General features: G+C 67.7%; 16 protein-coding genes. 5 read left to right on the top strand and 11 right to left on the bottom strand.

The features are described from left to right. Positions 1 to 55: 55 nt before the first annotated feature. Positions 56 to 445, top strand: a complete 390-nt coding sequence (locus AC5P9P_RS09210; protein WP_033835619.1) for a DUF488 domain-containing protein — start codon at positions 56 to 58, stop codon at positions 443 to 445. Positions 446 to 518: 73 nt separating this feature from the next. Here the strand turns inward: AC5P9P_RS09210 and AC5P9P_RS09215 are convergent, their stop codons facing one another. Further along, entirely contained in the window at positions 519 to 1,022 is a 504-nt protein-coding gene (locus AC5P9P_RS09215) for a hypothetical protein (protein ID WP_012481186.1), read from the bottom strand. Between the two features lie 308 nt (positions 1,023 to 1,330). Here AC5P9P_RS09215 and AC5P9P_RS09220 point away from each other — a divergent pair, with 308 nt between their 5' ends. Beyond that, positions 1,331 to 3,358, top strand: a complete 2,028-nt coding sequence (locus AC5P9P_RS09220) for a sodium-translocating pyrophosphatase (protein WP_005410924.1) — start codon at positions 1,331 to 1,333, stop codon at positions 3,356 to 3,358. Positions 3,359 to 3,436: 78 nt separating this feature from the next. Here AC5P9P_RS09220 and AC5P9P_RS09225 read toward each other — a convergent pair whose 3' ends face one another. From AC5P9P_RS09225 to AC5P9P_RS09245, 5 genes are read right to left on the bottom strand one after another with little or no spacing between them, the layout of a single operon-like run. After that, the gene (locus AC5P9P_RS09225; protein ID WP_231522123.1) at positions 3,437 to 4,156 is read right to left on the bottom strand and encodes an energy transducer TonB; all 720 of its coding nucleotides are present in this window, start codon (positions 4,154 to 4,156) and stop codon (positions 3,437 to 3,439) included. Then, complete coding sequence (exbD, locus tag AC5P9P_RS09230; RefSeq protein WP_005410926.1) at positions 4,153 to 4,578, bottom strand: TonB system transport protein ExbD; 426 nt, start codon at positions 4,576 to 4,578, stop codon at positions 4,153 to 4,155. The genes AC5P9P_RS09225 and exbD overlap by 4 nt, the downstream gene beginning before the upstream one ends. 9 nt (positions 4,579 to 4,587) lie before the next feature. After that, on the bottom strand, positions 4,588 to 5,316 hold the full coding sequence (exbB, locus tag AC5P9P_RS09235; protein ID WP_049403908.1) for a tonB-system energizer ExbB: 729 nt from the start codon (positions 5,314 to 5,316) through the stop codon (positions 4,588 to 4,590). Next, the gene (locus AC5P9P_RS09240; protein ID WP_005410928.1) at positions 5,303 to 5,770 is read right to left on the bottom strand and encodes a YbaN family protein; all 468 of its coding nucleotides are present in this window, start codon (positions 5,768 to 5,770) and stop codon (positions 5,303 to 5,305) included. The genes exbB and AC5P9P_RS09240 overlap by 14 nt, the downstream gene beginning before the upstream one ends. 31 nt (positions 5,771 to 5,801) lie before the next feature. After that, on the bottom strand, positions 5,802 to 6,389 hold the full coding sequence (locus AC5P9P_RS09245) for a biliverdin-producing heme oxygenase (RefSeq protein ID WP_024957126.1): 588 nt from the start codon (positions 6,387 to 6,389) through the stop codon (positions 5,802 to 5,804). 107 nt (positions 6,390 to 6,496) lie between these two features. On the opposite strand from AC5P9P_RS09245, the gene AC5P9P_RS09250 reads away from it, so the two are divergent. Beyond that, a complete protein-coding gene (locus AC5P9P_RS09250; protein ID WP_495232701.1) occupies positions 6,497 to 6,754 on the top strand; it encodes a DUF2789 domain-containing protein in 258 nt (85 codons plus the stop codon). Between the two features lie 150 nt (positions 6,755 to 6,904). Here AC5P9P_RS09250 and AC5P9P_RS09255 read toward each other — a convergent pair whose 3' ends face one another. The 4 genes from AC5P9P_RS09255 to AC5P9P_RS09270 form a co-directional block, all read right to left on the bottom strand. Further along, a complete protein-coding gene (locus tag AC5P9P_RS09255; RefSeq protein ID WP_495232702.1) occupies positions 6,905 to 9,823 on the bottom strand; it encodes a TonB-dependent receptor domain-containing protein in 2,919 nt (972 codons plus the stop codon). A gap of 201 nt (positions 9,824 to 10,024) precedes the next feature. Then, positions 10,025 to 10,960 carry a FecR family protein gene (locus AC5P9P_RS09260; protein WP_033835624.1) on the bottom strand — a complete coding sequence of 312 codons (936 nt, stop codon included), beginning with the start codon at positions 10,958 to 10,960 and terminating at the stop codon, positions 10,025 to 10,027. Positions 10,961 to 11,064: 104 nt separating this feature from the next. Continuing rightward, the gene (locus tag AC5P9P_RS09265; RefSeq protein WP_005410933.1) at positions 11,065 to 11,565 is read right to left on the bottom strand and encodes an RNA polymerase sigma factor; all 501 of its coding nucleotides are present in this window, start codon (positions 11,563 to 11,565) and stop codon (positions 11,065 to 11,067) included. 72 nt (positions 11,566 to 11,637) lie between these two features. Further along, positions 11,638 to 12,111 carry a hypothetical protein gene (locus AC5P9P_RS09270; RefSeq protein WP_495232703.1) on the bottom strand — a complete coding sequence of 158 codons (474 nt, stop codon included), beginning with the start codon at positions 12,109 to 12,111 and terminating at the stop codon, positions 11,638 to 11,640. Between the two features lie 184 nt (positions 12,112 to 12,295). Between AC5P9P_RS09270 and ppa the strand changes: the two genes are divergently transcribed. Next, entirely contained in the window at positions 12,296 to 12,832 is a 537-nt protein-coding gene (gene ppa, locus AC5P9P_RS09275) for an inorganic diphosphatase (protein WP_005410935.1), read from the top strand. Positions 12,833 to 12,984: 152 nt separating this feature from the next. Continuing rightward, complete coding sequence (locus tag AC5P9P_RS09280; RefSeq protein ID WP_005410936.1) at positions 12,985 to 14,106, top strand: HDOD domain-containing protein; 1,122 nt, start codon at positions 12,985 to 12,987, stop codon at positions 14,104 to 14,106. Between the two features lie 57 nt (positions 14,107 to 14,163). On the opposite strand, the gene AC5P9P_RS09285 is transcribed toward AC5P9P_RS09280, so the two are convergent. Beyond that, complete coding sequence (locus AC5P9P_RS09285) at positions 14,164 to 14,370, bottom strand: hypothetical protein (RefSeq protein ID WP_005410937.1); 207 nt, start codon at positions 14,368 to 14,370, stop codon at positions 14,164 to 14,166. Positions 14,371 to 14,484 lie beyond the last annotated feature (114 nt).

Genomic DNA, 14,484 nt, shown 5'->3' on the forward strand with positions numbered 1-14,484 from the left:
GTAGTGGGTCGGATACGACTTAATCCCCTCCGTCCCCTTTTAGTGGAGGCACACCATGGCATTGCGTGTTGTTCGACTCGGTACGCCGCGCGTGCCTGGCGAGGGCCTGCGCATCGGCACCGTGCGGCGGCCGCCGCGCGGCGTGCCGCGCAGCGAGTTCGCCCAACAGGACTGGTACGACGTCTGGTTCCCGACCCTGTCACCCAGCGCGGAACTGGTGAAGCGGGCGCATGAGGCGAAGACGGCCGCCGACTGGACCGCGTTCTTCCGCCACTACAAGGCCGAGATGAAAGCGCCCGATGCCGCCCATGCACTGGACCTGCTTGCCGCACTGTCGCAGCACAACGACATCAGCGTGGGGTGCTACTGCGAGGATGAGGCGCACTGCCATCGCAGGGCTTTGCGCGAGCTGCTGGTGGCGCGCGGGGCGACGCTGGCGGAGTGATGATTGCAGGGTTGCCGGCCAGCGGCCGGCACTACCCGTGGATGACCGCGTGGGTACACCGCCCACGCAAAATTCAATTGCAGGCCTTGCCTTCCACCTGCAGCTGCGCGGCGAACATCGTTACCTGCGGAATCTGGCCGGCAGCGGCCTGCTTCCTGGCCTCTTCCAGATAGATGCGTGACTGGCCCTGACCGTCCAGCTCCACCTTGTTGGTCGACGGCAGCCGCCACACGCGCACCACCGCCTGCTGCGCCGGGCACGCGGCGCTGGGCACGCGGATCACATCATTGAGCTTCCAGCCCTTGTCGGCACTTGGCTGCGCCTTGGCGTAGTCGACGAAGCGCGCGCGTGGCTGGCATTGTTCGCTCGTACGCACCGCAGAGAAGCGGTACGGCTCGGCCGCCTGCCCGGTGAAGGCGCCTTCCAGGCGCGCACAGGCCTCGGGGATCTGCCGCAGCGTATGCACCGCCCCTACCGCCTGCGGAGCGCCCACGGCGCGCTGTAGCTCCGGGGTTTCCGCGGCGAGCGCCGGTACAGCCGGGACCAGGGCGGCAAGCATCAACAGGGACAGGCGCATGGGGGATCTCCTTCAGGACTCCACGCAGGCTTGCAGAGGCTGGCTTAACGGGGTGCAAAGGCCGGTGGCTCTCGAATCAAGCCCATTGACTGGCGGCATGCGCTGCGGCTCGCAGAAGCCAGTCGAGCACGGCTCGACTCTACAGTGCGCGGCACGCATACTGCGGGCACCAGGGAATGCTGAACACCGCCATACGTCGGACGACCGCCAAGGTCGGTACGGGTTGGTTCCAGGCTGCAGCCCGTCGTCCCCCTCGTGGTGCCGTTCATCGCCACTGGATGCCTACATCCATTCTGCGGAGGGGTCTAATGCTGGAACGTCACGGGCTGTCACTGGCGCTGGGCTGCGCCATTCTCGCGATCCTGTTCGGAATCGTCTCGGCGCGCTGGATCCTGCGCCAACCCACCGGCAATGAACGCATGATCGCGATCGCCACGGCGATCCAGGAAGGTGCGCGTGCCTATCTCAACCGCCAGTACCTGACCATTGGCGTGGCCGGTGTGGTGCTGTTCGTGCTGGTCGGTGTGTTCCTCAGCTGGTACACCGCGATCGGCTTCGCGGTCGGCGCGGTACTATCCGGCGCGGCCGGCTACATCGGCATGAACGTGTCGGTACGCGCCAACGTGCGCACTGCCGAAGCTGCACGCCACGGCATCAGCGCCGCAATGGACGTCGCCTTCCGCGGCGGTGCCATCACCGGCATGCTGGTGGTCGGCCTCGGCCTGCTGGGCGTGGCCGGTTACTACGCGCTGCTGCTGCGCATGGGCCTGCCGATGGAACAGGCGCTGCATGCGCTGGTCGGCCTGGCCTTCGGCTCGTCGCTGATCTCGATCTTCGCGCGGCTGGGCGGTGGCATCTTCACCAAGGGCGCCGACGTCGGCGCCGATCTGGTCGGCAAGGTGGAAGCCGGCATTCCCGAGGACGACCCGCGCAACCCGGCGGTGATCGCCGACAACGTGGGTGACAACGTGGGCGACTGCGCCGGCATGGCCGCCGATCTGTTCGAGACCTACGCGGTGACCGTCATCGCAACGATGCTGCTGGGCAGCCTGATGCTGGCCGAGGCAGGCGCCAATGCGGTGCTGTATCCGCTGGTGCTGGGCGGCGTATCGATCATCGCCTCGATCATCGGCGCGCTGTTCGTCAAAGTGAAGCCTGGCGGCTCGATCATGGGCGCGCTGTACAAGGGCGTGATCGTCTCCGGCGTGCTGGCCGCCATCGCCTTCTACCCGATCACTACCGGCCTGATGGGTGACAACGTGCACGGGCCGATGGCCCTGTACGGCTGCGCGTTGATCGGCCTGGTCCTGACCGGGCTGATCGTGTGGATCACCGAGTACTACACCGGCACCCAGTACAAGCCGGTGCAGCACGTGGCGCAGGCCTCGACCACCGGCCACGGCACCAACATCATCGCCGGCCTCGGCATCTCGATGAAGTCCACCGCGCTGCCGGTGGTGGCCGTGTGTGCGGCGATCTGGGGCGCGTTCGCGCTGGGTGGGCTGTACGGCATCGCCATCGCCGCCACCGCGATGCTGTCGATGGCCGGCATGATCGTCGCTCTCGATGCCTACGGGCCGATCACCGACAACGCCGGTGGGATTGCCGAGATGGCCGAGCTGCCCTCGGAGATCCGCGACATCACCGATCCACTGGATGCGGTTGGCAACACCACCAAGGCGGTGACCAAGGGCTATGCGATCGGTTCGGCCGCACTGGCCGCATTGGTGCTGTTCGCGGACTACACGCACAACCTGCAGGCTGCACATCCGGGGCAGGAATTCCGCTTCGACCTCAGCGACCACACGGTGATCATCGGCCTGCTGATCGGCGGCCTGATTCCCTACTTGTTCGGTGCGATGGCGATGGAAGCGGTCGGCCGCGCGGCGGGTGCGGTGGTGGAGGAAGTACGTCGCCAGTTCCGCGAGATCCCCGGCATCATGCAGGGCACCGGCAAGCCGCAGTACGACAAGGCGGTGGACATGCTGACCCGCTCGGCGATCCGCGAAATGATCGTGCCCTCGCTGCTGCCGGTGGCGGTGCCGGTGGTGGTCGGCCTGCTGCTGGGGCCACGCGCACTGGGTGGCCTGCTGATCGGCACGATCGTGACCGGCCTGTTCGTGGCCATTTCGATGACCACCGGCGGTGGCGCCTGGGACAACGCCAAGAAGTACATCGAAGATGGCCACTTCGGCGGCAAGGGCAGCGAGGCGCACAAGGCTGCGGTGACCGGCGATACCGTCGGTGACCCGTACAAGGACACGGCCGGCCCGGCGATCAATCCGCTGATCAAGATCATCAACATCGTCGCGCTGCTGCTGGTGCCGCTGTTGTAGATCCACGCCATGCGTGGATGACGGCCTCGATGGGGTCAGAGCCCTTTCCTGGGGAAAGGGATCCGAGCCCACCGTCAATCACCGCCCGCGCAGGAAGAACGACACCGGCACCATCACGTCCACCGGGTCGCCGGCCACTTCGGCCGGCGGCGCCGGTACCGGGCTGGCGCGCTGCACGGTGTCCAGCGTCTCCTGGTCAAGCAGCGCGAAGCCACTGCTGCGGCCCAGCTTCAACCCCGAGACCGCGCCATCGCGGGCCACGGCAAAGCGCACGTAGACCACGCCCTGCTGGCGCAGCCGCTCGGCCTGGCGCGGATAGCGGCGATGCTTCTGCAGGTGCCCCAGCAGGCGACCTTCCCAGCTTGCCTCGGCGCGACTGCGCTCACCCGCCGTGGTCTGCGGTGCGGCGTAGCGCGCGGCGGCGTCAGCGGCCACCTGTGGCGGTGCGCTGGTCTGCGCGACATTGGCGTCGGCGACATCCGGCGAGGGCGTCGGCTCTGGTGTACGCGGCGGTGGCAGGTCACCCTGCGGCTGCACCGGCGCCTTCGGTTGCTCGCGCAGGGCCGGCTTCGGCGCCTGCCGCTGCTGTTGCTGCTGCAGTGGACCGGTGGCGACCTCGCGCGGCGGCACCGGCGGTGCCTGCGCCATCGGTGCCAGTTCCAGCATCAGCGCGGCGGGCGGCGCCGTCGCAGCCAGTACCGGTGCGCGCGTCGCCCACCAGCAGGCCGCGCCGATCAGCAGCGCGTGCACCAGCAGCACGATCACCAGGCTGGTCGCCCAGCGCCGCAATCCGCTCATCGCGCGCCTTGCTCCAGTCCAACCAGTGCCACCTTCAAGTAGCCTGCGCCACGCAGCGCGTCCAGCGTCGCCATCAGTTCACCGTAAGGCACGCGGGTATCGGCACGCAGGAAGATGCGCTGCGCGGTGTCGCCGTGGGTGGCCGCCTGCAATGCAGCGGCCAGCCCGTCACGCGCCACCGCCTGCTCGCCCACGCGCAGCGACAGATCGGCCTGCACCGTCACATACACCGGCGCCTGTTCGGGCGGCGTGGCACTGGCGCTGCTGGCCGGCAGCTGCACGGGCACTGATACGGTGGCCAGCGGTGCGGCTACCATGAAGATGATCAGCAGCACCAGCATCACGTCGATGAAGGGCGTGACGTTGATCTCGTGTGCTTCTTCCGGTGCGTCGTCGCGGTCGGACGCGGTCCTGATCGCCATCGTCGCGCCTCAGTGCACCGCGCGCAGCGGTGCCGCTGCGGTACGCGGCACGGCACGATCAAGATCGCGCGAGACCAGCTGCTGCACGGCCGCCGACAGATCGCCGAGCAGGCCCCGCAGGCCGGCCAGCACGCGGCTGAAATGGTTGTAGACCAGTACCGCGGGAATCGCCGCGACCAGGCCGAGTGCGGTCGCCAGCAGGGCCTCGGCGATGCCGGGCGCAACCACCGCCAGGTTGGTGGTGTTGCTGTGTGCGATGCCGATGAAACTGTTCATGATGCCCCACACCGTGCCGAACAGGCCGACGAAGGGCGCCACCGCGCCGATACTGGCGAGCACACCGATGCCACGCCGCTGCACGCGCGCGGTCTCCAGCTCGATGCGGTCCAGGCGCGAGGCGATGCGCTCCTTGATGCCGTCGCGACTATCCAGATCCTGCGACAGACGCAGTTCGGTGCGTGCTGCGTCCAGCATCGCCAGCGCGGTGCCCTGCTGCAGGCTTGCCTCTTCGCTCTGCGGCGGCAGCTGTGCGGACTGCAGCAACAGCGCGCGCGCCGCACGCAGCTGCCGGGCCTGGCGCGTCAGTTCCCAACCCTTGGCCAGCAGTATGGTCCAGGTGGCCAGCGACGCCAGTGCCAGCGCGATCATCACGGCCTTTACCACCACGTCGGCGGCCAGGTACATGCCCCACGGGGTCAATGCGGGGGCGGCCACGGGGACCAGGTCAGCAGGCAGCATCGTCTCGGTTTCCATCAGCATCAGGGGTCGCTGCGCGACGACGGGCCGCGCGCGGATCATTGGCGTCGTCCACTTCCACGACCGGATGGGGTTCCAGCCGCGGTGCCGGTCGGCTCAGCACGTAGCCGGCGCTGACCGCGAAGAACAGGCCCACGCCCAACAGCAGGCGCCAGGACGGGTGCGCGCCCCAGCAGAACAGGGCAAAGCCCAGCGCCATGCCGGCACTGGCAAACGCCTTGCCCTTGCGCGATACCGCGCCCTGCTCGCGCCACAACCGCAGCGACGGGCCGTAGCGCGGATGCGCCAGCAGGCGCTGCTCGAACTTCGGCGAGCTGCGCGCGAAGCAGCCCACGGCCAGGATCAGGAAGATGGTGGTCGGCATCACCGGCAGCAACGCGCCGATCACCCCGAGCCCGACCATCAGCCAGCCCAGCGCGAACCAGAGCCAGCGCATCAGCGCTGCACCTGTGGGCGTGCGCCGTGCATCAGGCGAATTCCACTTCGACGTGGCCGTGCACGCTGCGGAACGCGGCGTCGGCCGCATCGATCACCTGCTGCTCCTGCTCGGCACTCAGCGGTACCGCGTCCAGCGCCGCGGTGAACTCACGCCAGTGGCGCGCCGCGCCATCCGGATGCGCGGCCAGGTGGCGGGCGCCAAAATCACGGTCCAGGCCGAGCTTGGCAGCCATCTTGTACAGAATGGTGCCGCCCAGGTTGGAGCCTTCAGCCACGTACAGCCAGCCCAACGCGGCGGGCAGTTCCAGATCGGACGGCAACGCCGCGATGTCAGCCCCCGGCAGGGTCTGCTCCAGGTCCTGCAGGTCGCGCGCGACCTGGGTCAGGCGGCGGCGCTCGCCCAGGTCCGGCAGCAGTGCGTCCAGCGCAGGGTTGGCATACAGCGCATCGATGCTGCGGTGGAAGCGATACTGCACGCGCAGGAAACGGGCGAAATTGCTGCGGTCGGCGAAGATGTCGCCGGCCATGATGCGCTTGTCCAGGGCACCGTGGCTGTCGCGGGTGGCGGCCTTGAGCCGCAGGCTGCGGCTTTCTTCAGGGGCGATGTGTGCGTTCATGGGGGAATGCCAAGGGGGTCGTCGTGCTGTAGACGTCTGCCACGGGGCTTTCCCCAAGGCCGTCTACACCGATAATGGGCCATCCCCTTGTCCATCCGGAACCGACGATGATCACCACCGAACCGCGCATGACCAACCTGTTCCTGCAGCTGGGCCTGGATGCCAGCGCCGAGGGCATCGGCCGCTTCATCCGCGAGCACCAGCTGGCCACCGATGTCGAAGTGGTCGAAGCACCGTACTGGAACGATGCCCAGCGCCAGTTCCTGTCCGAATCACTGCAGGCCGATGCGGCATGGACCACGGTGGTGGATGAGCTGAACGAGTCGCTGCACGAAGATGCGGTAAAGGCTTCGAGCGGGCTGTAAATAGACGCCGGGCATGGCCCGGCGCTGTCGATTGCACGGCAGAAGCGGTGCGGACCAAGGTCCGCACCCACCGAGGGCGGTTGGGGCTCGCCGGGGTCAGAGCCCTTTCCGCAGGAAAGGGATCCGACCCCACCACTCATCCGCGACCGATCAGTACTTCCAGGTCAACGCCAGCCGCGCGGTGCGGCCCGGGGCCGGCATCACGCCCAGGGCCAGCGGGTCCAGGTAGTAGCGGTCGGTCAGGTTGTCCACGCCGGCTTCCACCGACAGCTGGTCGTTGAAGCTCCAGCTGGCGAACAGGTCCACCAGCGTGGTTGGCCGGTACAGCTGCTGGATCGCCGACAGGCCCACGTTCCAGTCCTTGTCCAGCTTGCTGATCGGGCCGGCGTTGTGGACCACGCGGGTGCCGAAGGTCAGGCGCTCGTCGAACAGGCGCGAGCCCAGGGTCAGGTTGACCATGTAGCGCGGTGGGTTCTGGGTATTGGTGTACGAGCCCTCGAAGCCGCCGTCCACGCAGTCGGGCGTGTTGGCCAGCTCGCCGTTCCTGCGCTGCGCCCCATAGGCACGGCGCTCGGCGGCGATGTCCGGCGCGCAGGTCTTGGCCTTGAAGTAATAGTGTGCGGACAGATCGGCAAATACCTTGCCGCTGTCATAGCTGGACTGGAACTCCATGCCCGAGACCTTGAACTGGTCGACGTTGCGGATCAGGCCCGCCGACAGCGTGCGGTAGTCACGGGTGATCAGGTCGTCGATGCGGGTATCGAAGTACGCCAGCTTCAGCGCCAGGCGATCGCCGGCAGTGAACAGGTCATAGCGGAGGGTGCTGGCACCGATTTCCCAGCTGCGCGCGCGCTCCGGCTTCAACTCACCCACCGGCTTGGCGGCGGTGAACAGGCCCAGCGTGGTCTCGAACAGGCTCGGCAGCTTGGTGCCTTCGGCGTACTTCACGTAGACCATGGTGTCTTCGCTGAAGCGGTAGGCCACGCTGGCGGTCGGCGAGAACGCGGTATCGCGACGGCGGATCGGCTGCGACCAGGTCCAGCTGACCGGCACTTCCAGGTCCTGCGCCTTGCCGGCGTCGTAGAAGTTCCAGCCACCGATGTCGCCCACCGTGCCCTTCTTGTACGGCGAGGCCAGCAGCGATTCCTGGGTGAAGTTGCCGTTGGCATCCGGATACCAGTTCAGCAGCGCGATGCGCTTGGCCCGCCACGACGGCAGCGCCGGGTTGCCATTGAGCAGTTCGGTGTAGCGGTACTGGCCCTGCACCTCATAAGCATCGGGCGTGGCCAGGCGGTTGCGGTCATGCACATCCACGCGGTTCCAGCGGCCGCCGGCCAGCAGTTCCCAGTGTTCATCGGGCTGCCACTTCAGCGAGGCCACGGCGCTGTATTCCTTGCGCTCGGCGTTGCGCAGGAAGCGGTTGTTGATCAGGTCATCGTGCATGACCGGCCCCGAACTGCCTGGCGCGATGTCTTCGTCGCTGTAGGACAGGCCGTAGTCGAGGGTGAACGCGCCAGCACGTGTGTCGAACTTCGAGGTGTTGCTGGCATCCAGTCCGAAGCGCTTCTGTCGCAGCGGATTGCGGTAGGCATCCTTGTAGCCGGGGTCACCACTGAAGCTGGGCGCGTCGTACCACTCGGTACGACGATCGAAATACCACGGGGTGATGCCGGTCAGGCTGTTGTACATCACGCTGTCGGTGTCGGCGTACGCGGCGTTGACGCGCAGGTCGACCAGCTCGCTGTCCGGGTGGAAGCGATAGCGCAGGGTGTAGCTGTCCATGTCGACGTGGCCCGGATCCCATTGCGGAACGCGGTCGCGATCGACGCGGATGATCTGCGAGGCCATGATCTCGCCGGCGGTGCCTTCGTAGCGGCGGTAGCCCGCTTCCAGGGTCTGTGCATCGTCGATACGCCAGGTGCCCTTGAGCAGCGCCGACTTCGAGCGCGCCGAGGTATTGAAGACCTCGGTACGCGGCGGATTCAGCGGTGCCAGCGTGCGCCGGGTCTGTGGGAAGTCGTCGTAGCCGTGCTTGCCGGAGAAGTAGTTGCCATTGTCGCGGTAGGCGTAGGCGGCGACCAGATCGAAGCGGTCCCAGTTTCCCGCAGCGGCCACGTTGAAGAACTGACTGCCGGTGGCGCTGCGATCGTTGCGCGGCGCGGCACTGTAGGAAGGCAGGTTGTTGGCGCTGTTGTTGGCCAGGCCGCCGCGCACGCGCAAGCCGAAGTCGCGCCCTTCGCGCAGCACGTCGCCGATCTTCAGCGTCTCCATCTCGACCACGCCGCCGATGCCGCCAGAGGCGTTGGCCTGCAGGCTCGGGCCCTTGGTGATGGTCAGGCTGGAAATCAGGTCCGGGTCGAGGTAGGTACGCTGCGATTGACCGGCGTAGCCGCGGTAGGTATCGATGCTGGACTGGCCACCGTCGATGATCACCGGCACGCGGCCCTGGCCCTGGATGCCGCGGATGTTGACGTCGAAACCATTGCCGACGCGTGGGTCACCGGCAGTGACGCCGGCCACGCCCTTGACGATGTCGCCGTTGGACGTACCGCGGAAACGCTCCAGCTGCGTGCGGTTGAGCGTGGTGGTGGAACCGACGCTGCGATAGCTGTCGAGCAGGCGCGCCTCGTCGCTGGTCGCGCCACTGTCGACGCGGTCGCCGGCCACGCTGAGCGTGTCGGTGACGATCACGCCGCTGTCGGCCTGCGCCGGCGTCGCCGCTTCCAGCGCGACTGCATCTGCGCTGACCCGGCGCACCGCCAGGCCACTGCCCTGCAGCAGCAGCTGCAGCGCCTCGTTGGCCGGCAGGCTGCCATTGACCGCACGCGAGCTCACCCCGTGGGCCAGGATGGCCGGATACACGACCTGCACGCCGGACTGGCGCATGTAGCTGCGCAGCGCCTCGTCCAGGGGCTGCGCCGGAATGTCGAAGCGCTGTACGGCGGCGTGATCGCCACGGGCGTTCTGTGCCAGCACGGATGGCGTGGCACTGGCCAGGCCGGCAGCCAGCAATGCAATGCACAGGCGGGACGGGCGCGGCGCGCGGCCCGGACGATGGGAGTCGAACATGGGGAACCTGTCAGGTAATCGGTGCCGCAGGCGCGGCGTCATCCGCAACACAGGCGGACACGGCGACGTACGTGGCGGCGGCGGGTACGTTCGCGGGGTAAGACGGTTGGGCGCGCGGCAACCCCAAGGGCGATTTGCGGCCGCAGAGGGTGCCGACCGTTGGCCGGCACATCGGGAACATCATCCACGCATGGCGTGGATCTACTGATGGATGATGGCGACGCCGAGCGGCAGGCGGGTGACCTGCAGACCTGCCGTCGCCGCCAACGCGTCCAGCGCCTGTTCCGGGCGATCGATGCGCAGCGCCGCACTGATCGCCGGCAATCGCGACAGATCACCGCGCACGAACGTCGGGCCGGCACGATAGCGCCCCACCCATTGCACGGCGTCGGCGACGCTGGCCTGCTCCAGCAGCAGCTCGCCTTGGCGCCACGCGCCCACGCTGTCGGCCGCCACATCCTGCAGACGCGTCACGCCGTTGCGCTCGCCATAGACGGCACGCTGGCCCGCCTGCAGGTAGGTCCAGCCACCGTCGGCCGGGCTGGCCACACGCACCCTGCCCTGCCCGACCTGGGTTTCCACCCCGTCATCGCCACGCGCGACGGTGAACGCGGTCGAGATGTCCTCAACCACGCCATTGCCGGCACGCACGCTGAAACGCCGCTGCGCATCCGGGCTGACCTCGAACCAGACGCGCCCGCGCAGGAGCTCGACCTCGCGTGCGTGCGCATCGAAGCGCACGGCGATCGCGCTGTCCGCATCCAGCACTGCGCGGCTGCCATCGGGCAGCGTTACGTTCTGCACGACGTGCGAGCTGCGATGGTCGGCCTGCAGCCGCAACCAGGCCTCCGGCCATGCCACCAGCATCGCCAGCACAGCTGCAGCGGCCATCGCCCAGCGCATTCGATGCGGGCGGCGGCGTTCGGCACACCGGGCCAGCGGGCGTGGCCCGACGCTGCGCCACAGCGTGCGCTCGTGCTCGAAGGCCCGGCGGTGCCCCGGCTCTGCCAGCCAGCGCTCGAACTCGTGCATGCGCCCCTCGCCGATGTCACCCGAGGCCAGCCACGCAATCCAGCCCCGGGCCTGTTCGGCCAGGGCATCGTCATTGGCGGCGGGCAGCGTGCTCGGCGGGCTCATCGGCTGGCGGACAGGCGCATTCAAGCGCGGGCGGGGGAACTAGACCGCATCCACGGTCCAGTGATCAAGACGTTTCAGCGAGGGCCAGCCCCAAGCCGGGGCGATCATCGGCCGCTGCGCGCCCAGGCCAGGCGTTGCAACGCGGTGCGCACATGGTTCTCAACGGTGGTCACCGACACCCCGAGGCGGCGGGCAATCTCGGCCTGGGTCAGGCCCTGCAGGCGGTTGAGCCGGAAGATGGTGCGAGTCGGCTCCGGCAGGTGTCCGGCCGCATCCAGGACACGCTGCAGCTCGTCCTGGGCCATGGCCTGTTCCTCGGTCGAGATGACCTCGTCCGCTCCCCACAGGTAGTGGTCGGCCAGCAGGCGGTTGCGCCGGGTCGATTCGCGGCCGTGGTCGGTGGCCAGGTTGGCGGCCAGCCGGTACAGGTAGGCACGCGGATTGTCGATGGCCTGGCTGTCATCGACACCACGCGCCTTGAACCACACCGCCTGGATCACGTCCTCGGCGCCGTTGTCGCCCCCCAGGATGCGTTGCACCCGGCGCAACAGCGCAGGCCGCTCGCGGATCAGCAGTTCGGTGAGGGAGGCGGCATTGGAGGACATGCGCGGAACCGGGACGACAGACGGAAGGCGCCGCGCATGCTACTCCGTTAATGAGAATCAGTCACGTTCGCATCAATGGATGCACCCGGTCAGCCCGTCATAGACGCTCCGCGAGGTCCCCGGCAACGGGTCATGCAGTGGATTGCGGGCGGCGAGCGCGGCATGGAAGGCCTCCACCGGTGTGCCAGGCACCAGCGGCAGGCGGCACAGCCAGGTCGGTTGCCGGGCGACGATCGCACCGTCATGCCGCGACACAGCCAGGTCACTGGCGGCAAATGCCCACAGGCACTCATGCACCGTGCCGCGCACCGCGTCCACCGAGCAGCGCAGGCGCAGGGCGCGGATATCGCTGTACTCGCCTTCGCAGAAGGTATCGCCGCAGATCGCGTCGAACCCGTAATGCAGACGTCCCTCCAGGGCAAAGAAGCGGTCCCAGTTGGCTTCCTGCCGCGGGTAGTCGATCAGGTCCACGTAAGGAGAGGCCTGGGCCAACGGCGCAACCAGCAGCATGCAGAACAGGGCGAACGGCAGGGCAGACACTTTCATCGGCGGACTCCTTGGCAAGGTCGTTCCAGCCTGCGCCCCCGCACCGGCCGGCCCTATCAGCCAACCCCGGCCTGCCACGTGGGTCCCTGCCCCACGCAGCGGTCAGCCCCTCCCTCTGCACAGCGCCCGGCAAAGGCATAAAATGGGGGGCTATCCGTCTATATCCCCCACCTGGAGCACGACCATGGGTCTGGAACTCGTCTCGCCCGGCAAGAACCCGCCGGAAGAAATCAACGTCATCATCGAGATCCCGAAGGACTCGGAGCCGGTGAAGTACGAAGTGGACAAGGAAACCGGCGCGATCTTCGTCGACCGCATCCTGTCCACCCCGATGCGTTACCCCTGCAACTACGGCTACGTGCCGAGCACCCTGTGCGGCGACGGCGATCCGGCCGACGTGCTGGTGGTGCTGCCGCTGCCGCTGGTGCCGGGCTCGGTCGTGCGCTGCCGTCCGGTCGGCGTGCTGAAGATGAGCGATGAGGCGGGCAGCGACGAGAAGATCCTGGCCGTGCCGGTCTCGAAGATCTTCAGTGGCTACGCCCACGTTGAAGACATCGCCCAGGTGTCCAGCCACTGGCTGGAGCGCATCGGCCACTTCTTCGAGCACTACAAGGACCTGGAGAAGGGCAAGTGGGTCAAGCTGGACGGTTGGGGCGGCGCCGCTGAGGCCAAGCAGATCCTGATCGAGGCGCACCAGCGCCACCTCGACAGCAAGGCCTGAGCCTGAACCGGATCGCTCCGGCGGTACCCTGCCGGAGCGATGCGGGTCACGTTTCATGATGACGGCACATCACTCTTGCTGCCGTATTAGGTAAATTGCGTCACTTCACACGTCATCGACATCCATCGTCGAGACAGCCAGGGGAATGTGTCGTGCGTATTCTGCTTGTTGGGGATGCAGCCAGCCTGCCGGCTGAGCTGACCGAATTCATTGCCGATCTTGGGGAAGACTGGCAGCCGCTGACCGCCACCGATGGCCAGACCGCGATGACCGCGGTTGCCACCCAGGGCGTGGACGCGGTGATTGTCTGCCCGCAGCTGCCGGACCTCAATGCCACCACGCTGCTCGGCCAGATCAGGACCCTGCGTCCGGAAACCATCCGCATCGCGCTGGTGGACGCACAGCATGGCAACCGGCCGCCGCCGGCACGCCTGATCGGTGTCGCTCACCGTTTCCTGCCGTTGCCACTGGCACCGGAAGTACTGCTGGAAGCGCTGACCAGCCTGGAAGAGCTGCGCGAAGTGCTGGACAGCCCGCGCCTGCGCGATGCCATCGGCCGCATCGAGAAACTGCCGTCGCCGCCGCACCTGTACCTGAGCCTGACCCAGGCGCTGGAGCATGATGACGACGCCGACAGCGCCGACGTGGCCAAGCTGGTGGCCGCCGATCCGGCCATCGCCGCCAAGGTGCTGCAGTTGTCGAACTCGGCATTCTTCAGCCAGGGCCGCACCATTGCCGACCTGCGTACTGCGGTCACCCGGCTGGGCCTGGCCACGCTGCGTGACCTGGTGCTGGCCAGTGAGGTGTTCTCGGCGCCGACGCTGTCGACTGCCGAACGCAACTCGCTGCAGCAGCGCGCCCTGCTCGCCTCGCGCCTGGCCGCACGCCTGCTGCCCGAATCCAGTGCCGAACTGGGCGCAACCGCGGCACTGCTGGCCGACATCGGCCTGCTGCTGCCCGGCGTACGCAACGAGCGCACCGAGCCATCGCTGGCCGGTGATACCCGACCGGGCCATGCCGAAGCCGGTGCCTACCTGCTGGGGCTGTGGGGCCTGCCGATGCCGATCATCGAAGCGGTGGCATTCCACCTGCAGCCGCAGCGCGCCAACACCCGCAGCTTCTGGGTGACCGGTGCGGTGCATGTGGCCCTGGCGCTGGTCAACGGCGACCCGGTGGATGAGGACTATCTGCAGCGCGCGGGCGTGCTCAACAAGCTGCCGCAGTGGCGCGAACATGCCAACAGCCTGATGGGGCTTACGCCGAGCGAAGCCTGAGCTCCACCGGCAATCCACACGATGAAGGCGCGTCCGCAGGGACGCGCCTTCGTTGCATCAGGGCTGCGCGCAGTGGTCGTACACGCAGCGCTCGAACAGGAACTGGCAGTACGCCGCATCCTCACCGGCCTTGATGCAGTTGCTGCGCACCTCCGCGCAATAACGGCCATTGGCACACACCAGCGGACCGGCCGACACACTGCCGGCCAGGCTCAGGACGGCGAGAACTGCAGCAGCAAACATACGTGGCATCGCGTTGTTCATTTCGCGCTCTCCTTGGTCCGGAATGGACCTCTGCGAACCTACCAGCGGTCCAGTTGCGACAGGCGTGACCCTGTCGCTGAACCGCCCGATTCAGAGTTTCCCGACCCGGCTCTG

Source organism: Stenotrophomonas sp. YJH_SMC_14-1 (genome assembly GCF_059372275.1).

Excerpts from the sequence above, each read along its gene's own strand:
- AC5P9P_RS09210 (WP_033835619.1), top strand. The coding sequence starts at position 56 with ATGGCATTGCGTGTTGTTCGACTCGGTACGCCGCGCGTGCCTGGCGAG.
- AC5P9P_RS09215 (WP_012481186.1), bottom strand. The coding sequence starts at position 1,022 with ATGCGCCTGTCCCTGTTGATGCTTGCCGCCCTGGTCCCGGCTGTACCG.
- AC5P9P_RS09220 (WP_005410924.1), top strand. The coding sequence starts at position 1,331 with ATGCTGGAACGTCACGGGCTGTCACTGGCGCTGGGCTGCGCCATTCTC.
- AC5P9P_RS09225 (WP_231522123.1), bottom strand. The coding sequence starts at position 4,156 with ATGAGCGGATTGCGGCGCTGGGCGACCAGCCTGGTGATCGTGCTGCTG.
- exbD (WP_005410926.1), bottom strand. The coding sequence starts at position 4,578 with ATGGCGATCAGGACCGCGTCCGACCGCGACGACGCACCGGAAGAAGCA.
- exbB (WP_049403908.1), bottom strand. The coding sequence starts at position 5,316 with ATGCTGCCTGCTGACCTGGTCCCCGTGGCCGCCCCCGCATTGACCCCG.
- AC5P9P_RS09240 (WP_005410928.1), bottom strand. The coding sequence starts at position 5,770 with ATGCGCTGGCTCTGGTTCGCGCTGGGCTGGCTGATGGTCGGGCTCGGG.
- AC5P9P_RS09245 (WP_024957126.1), bottom strand. The coding sequence starts at position 6,389 with ATGAACGCACACATCGCCCCTGAAGAAAGCCGCAGCCTGCGGCTCAAG.
- AC5P9P_RS09250 (WP_495232701.1), top strand. The coding sequence starts at position 6,497 with ATGATCACCACCGAACCGCGCATGACCAACCTGTTCCTGCAGCTGGGC.
- AC5P9P_RS09255 (WP_495232702.1), bottom strand. The coding sequence starts at position 9,823 with ATGTTCGACTCCCATCGTCCGGGCCGCGCGCCGCGCCCGTCCCGCCTG.
- AC5P9P_RS09260 (WP_033835624.1), bottom strand. The coding sequence starts at position 10,960 with ATGAGCCCGCCGAGCACGCTGCCCGCCGCCAATGACGATGCCCTGGCC.
- AC5P9P_RS09265 (WP_005410933.1), bottom strand. The coding sequence starts at position 11,565 with ATGTCCTCCAATGCCGCCTCCCTCACCGAACTGCTGATCCGCGAGCGG.
- AC5P9P_RS09270 (WP_495232703.1), bottom strand. The coding sequence starts at position 12,111 with ATGAAAGTGTCTGCCCTGCCGTTCGCCCTGTTCTGCATGCTGCTGGTT.
- ppa (WP_005410935.1), top strand. The coding sequence starts at position 12,296 with ATGGGTCTGGAACTCGTCTCGCCCGGCAAGAACCCGCCGGAAGAAATC.
- AC5P9P_RS09285 (WP_005410937.1), bottom strand. The coding sequence starts at position 14,370 with ATGAACAACGCGATGCCACGTATGTTTGCTGCTGCAGTTCTCGCCGTC.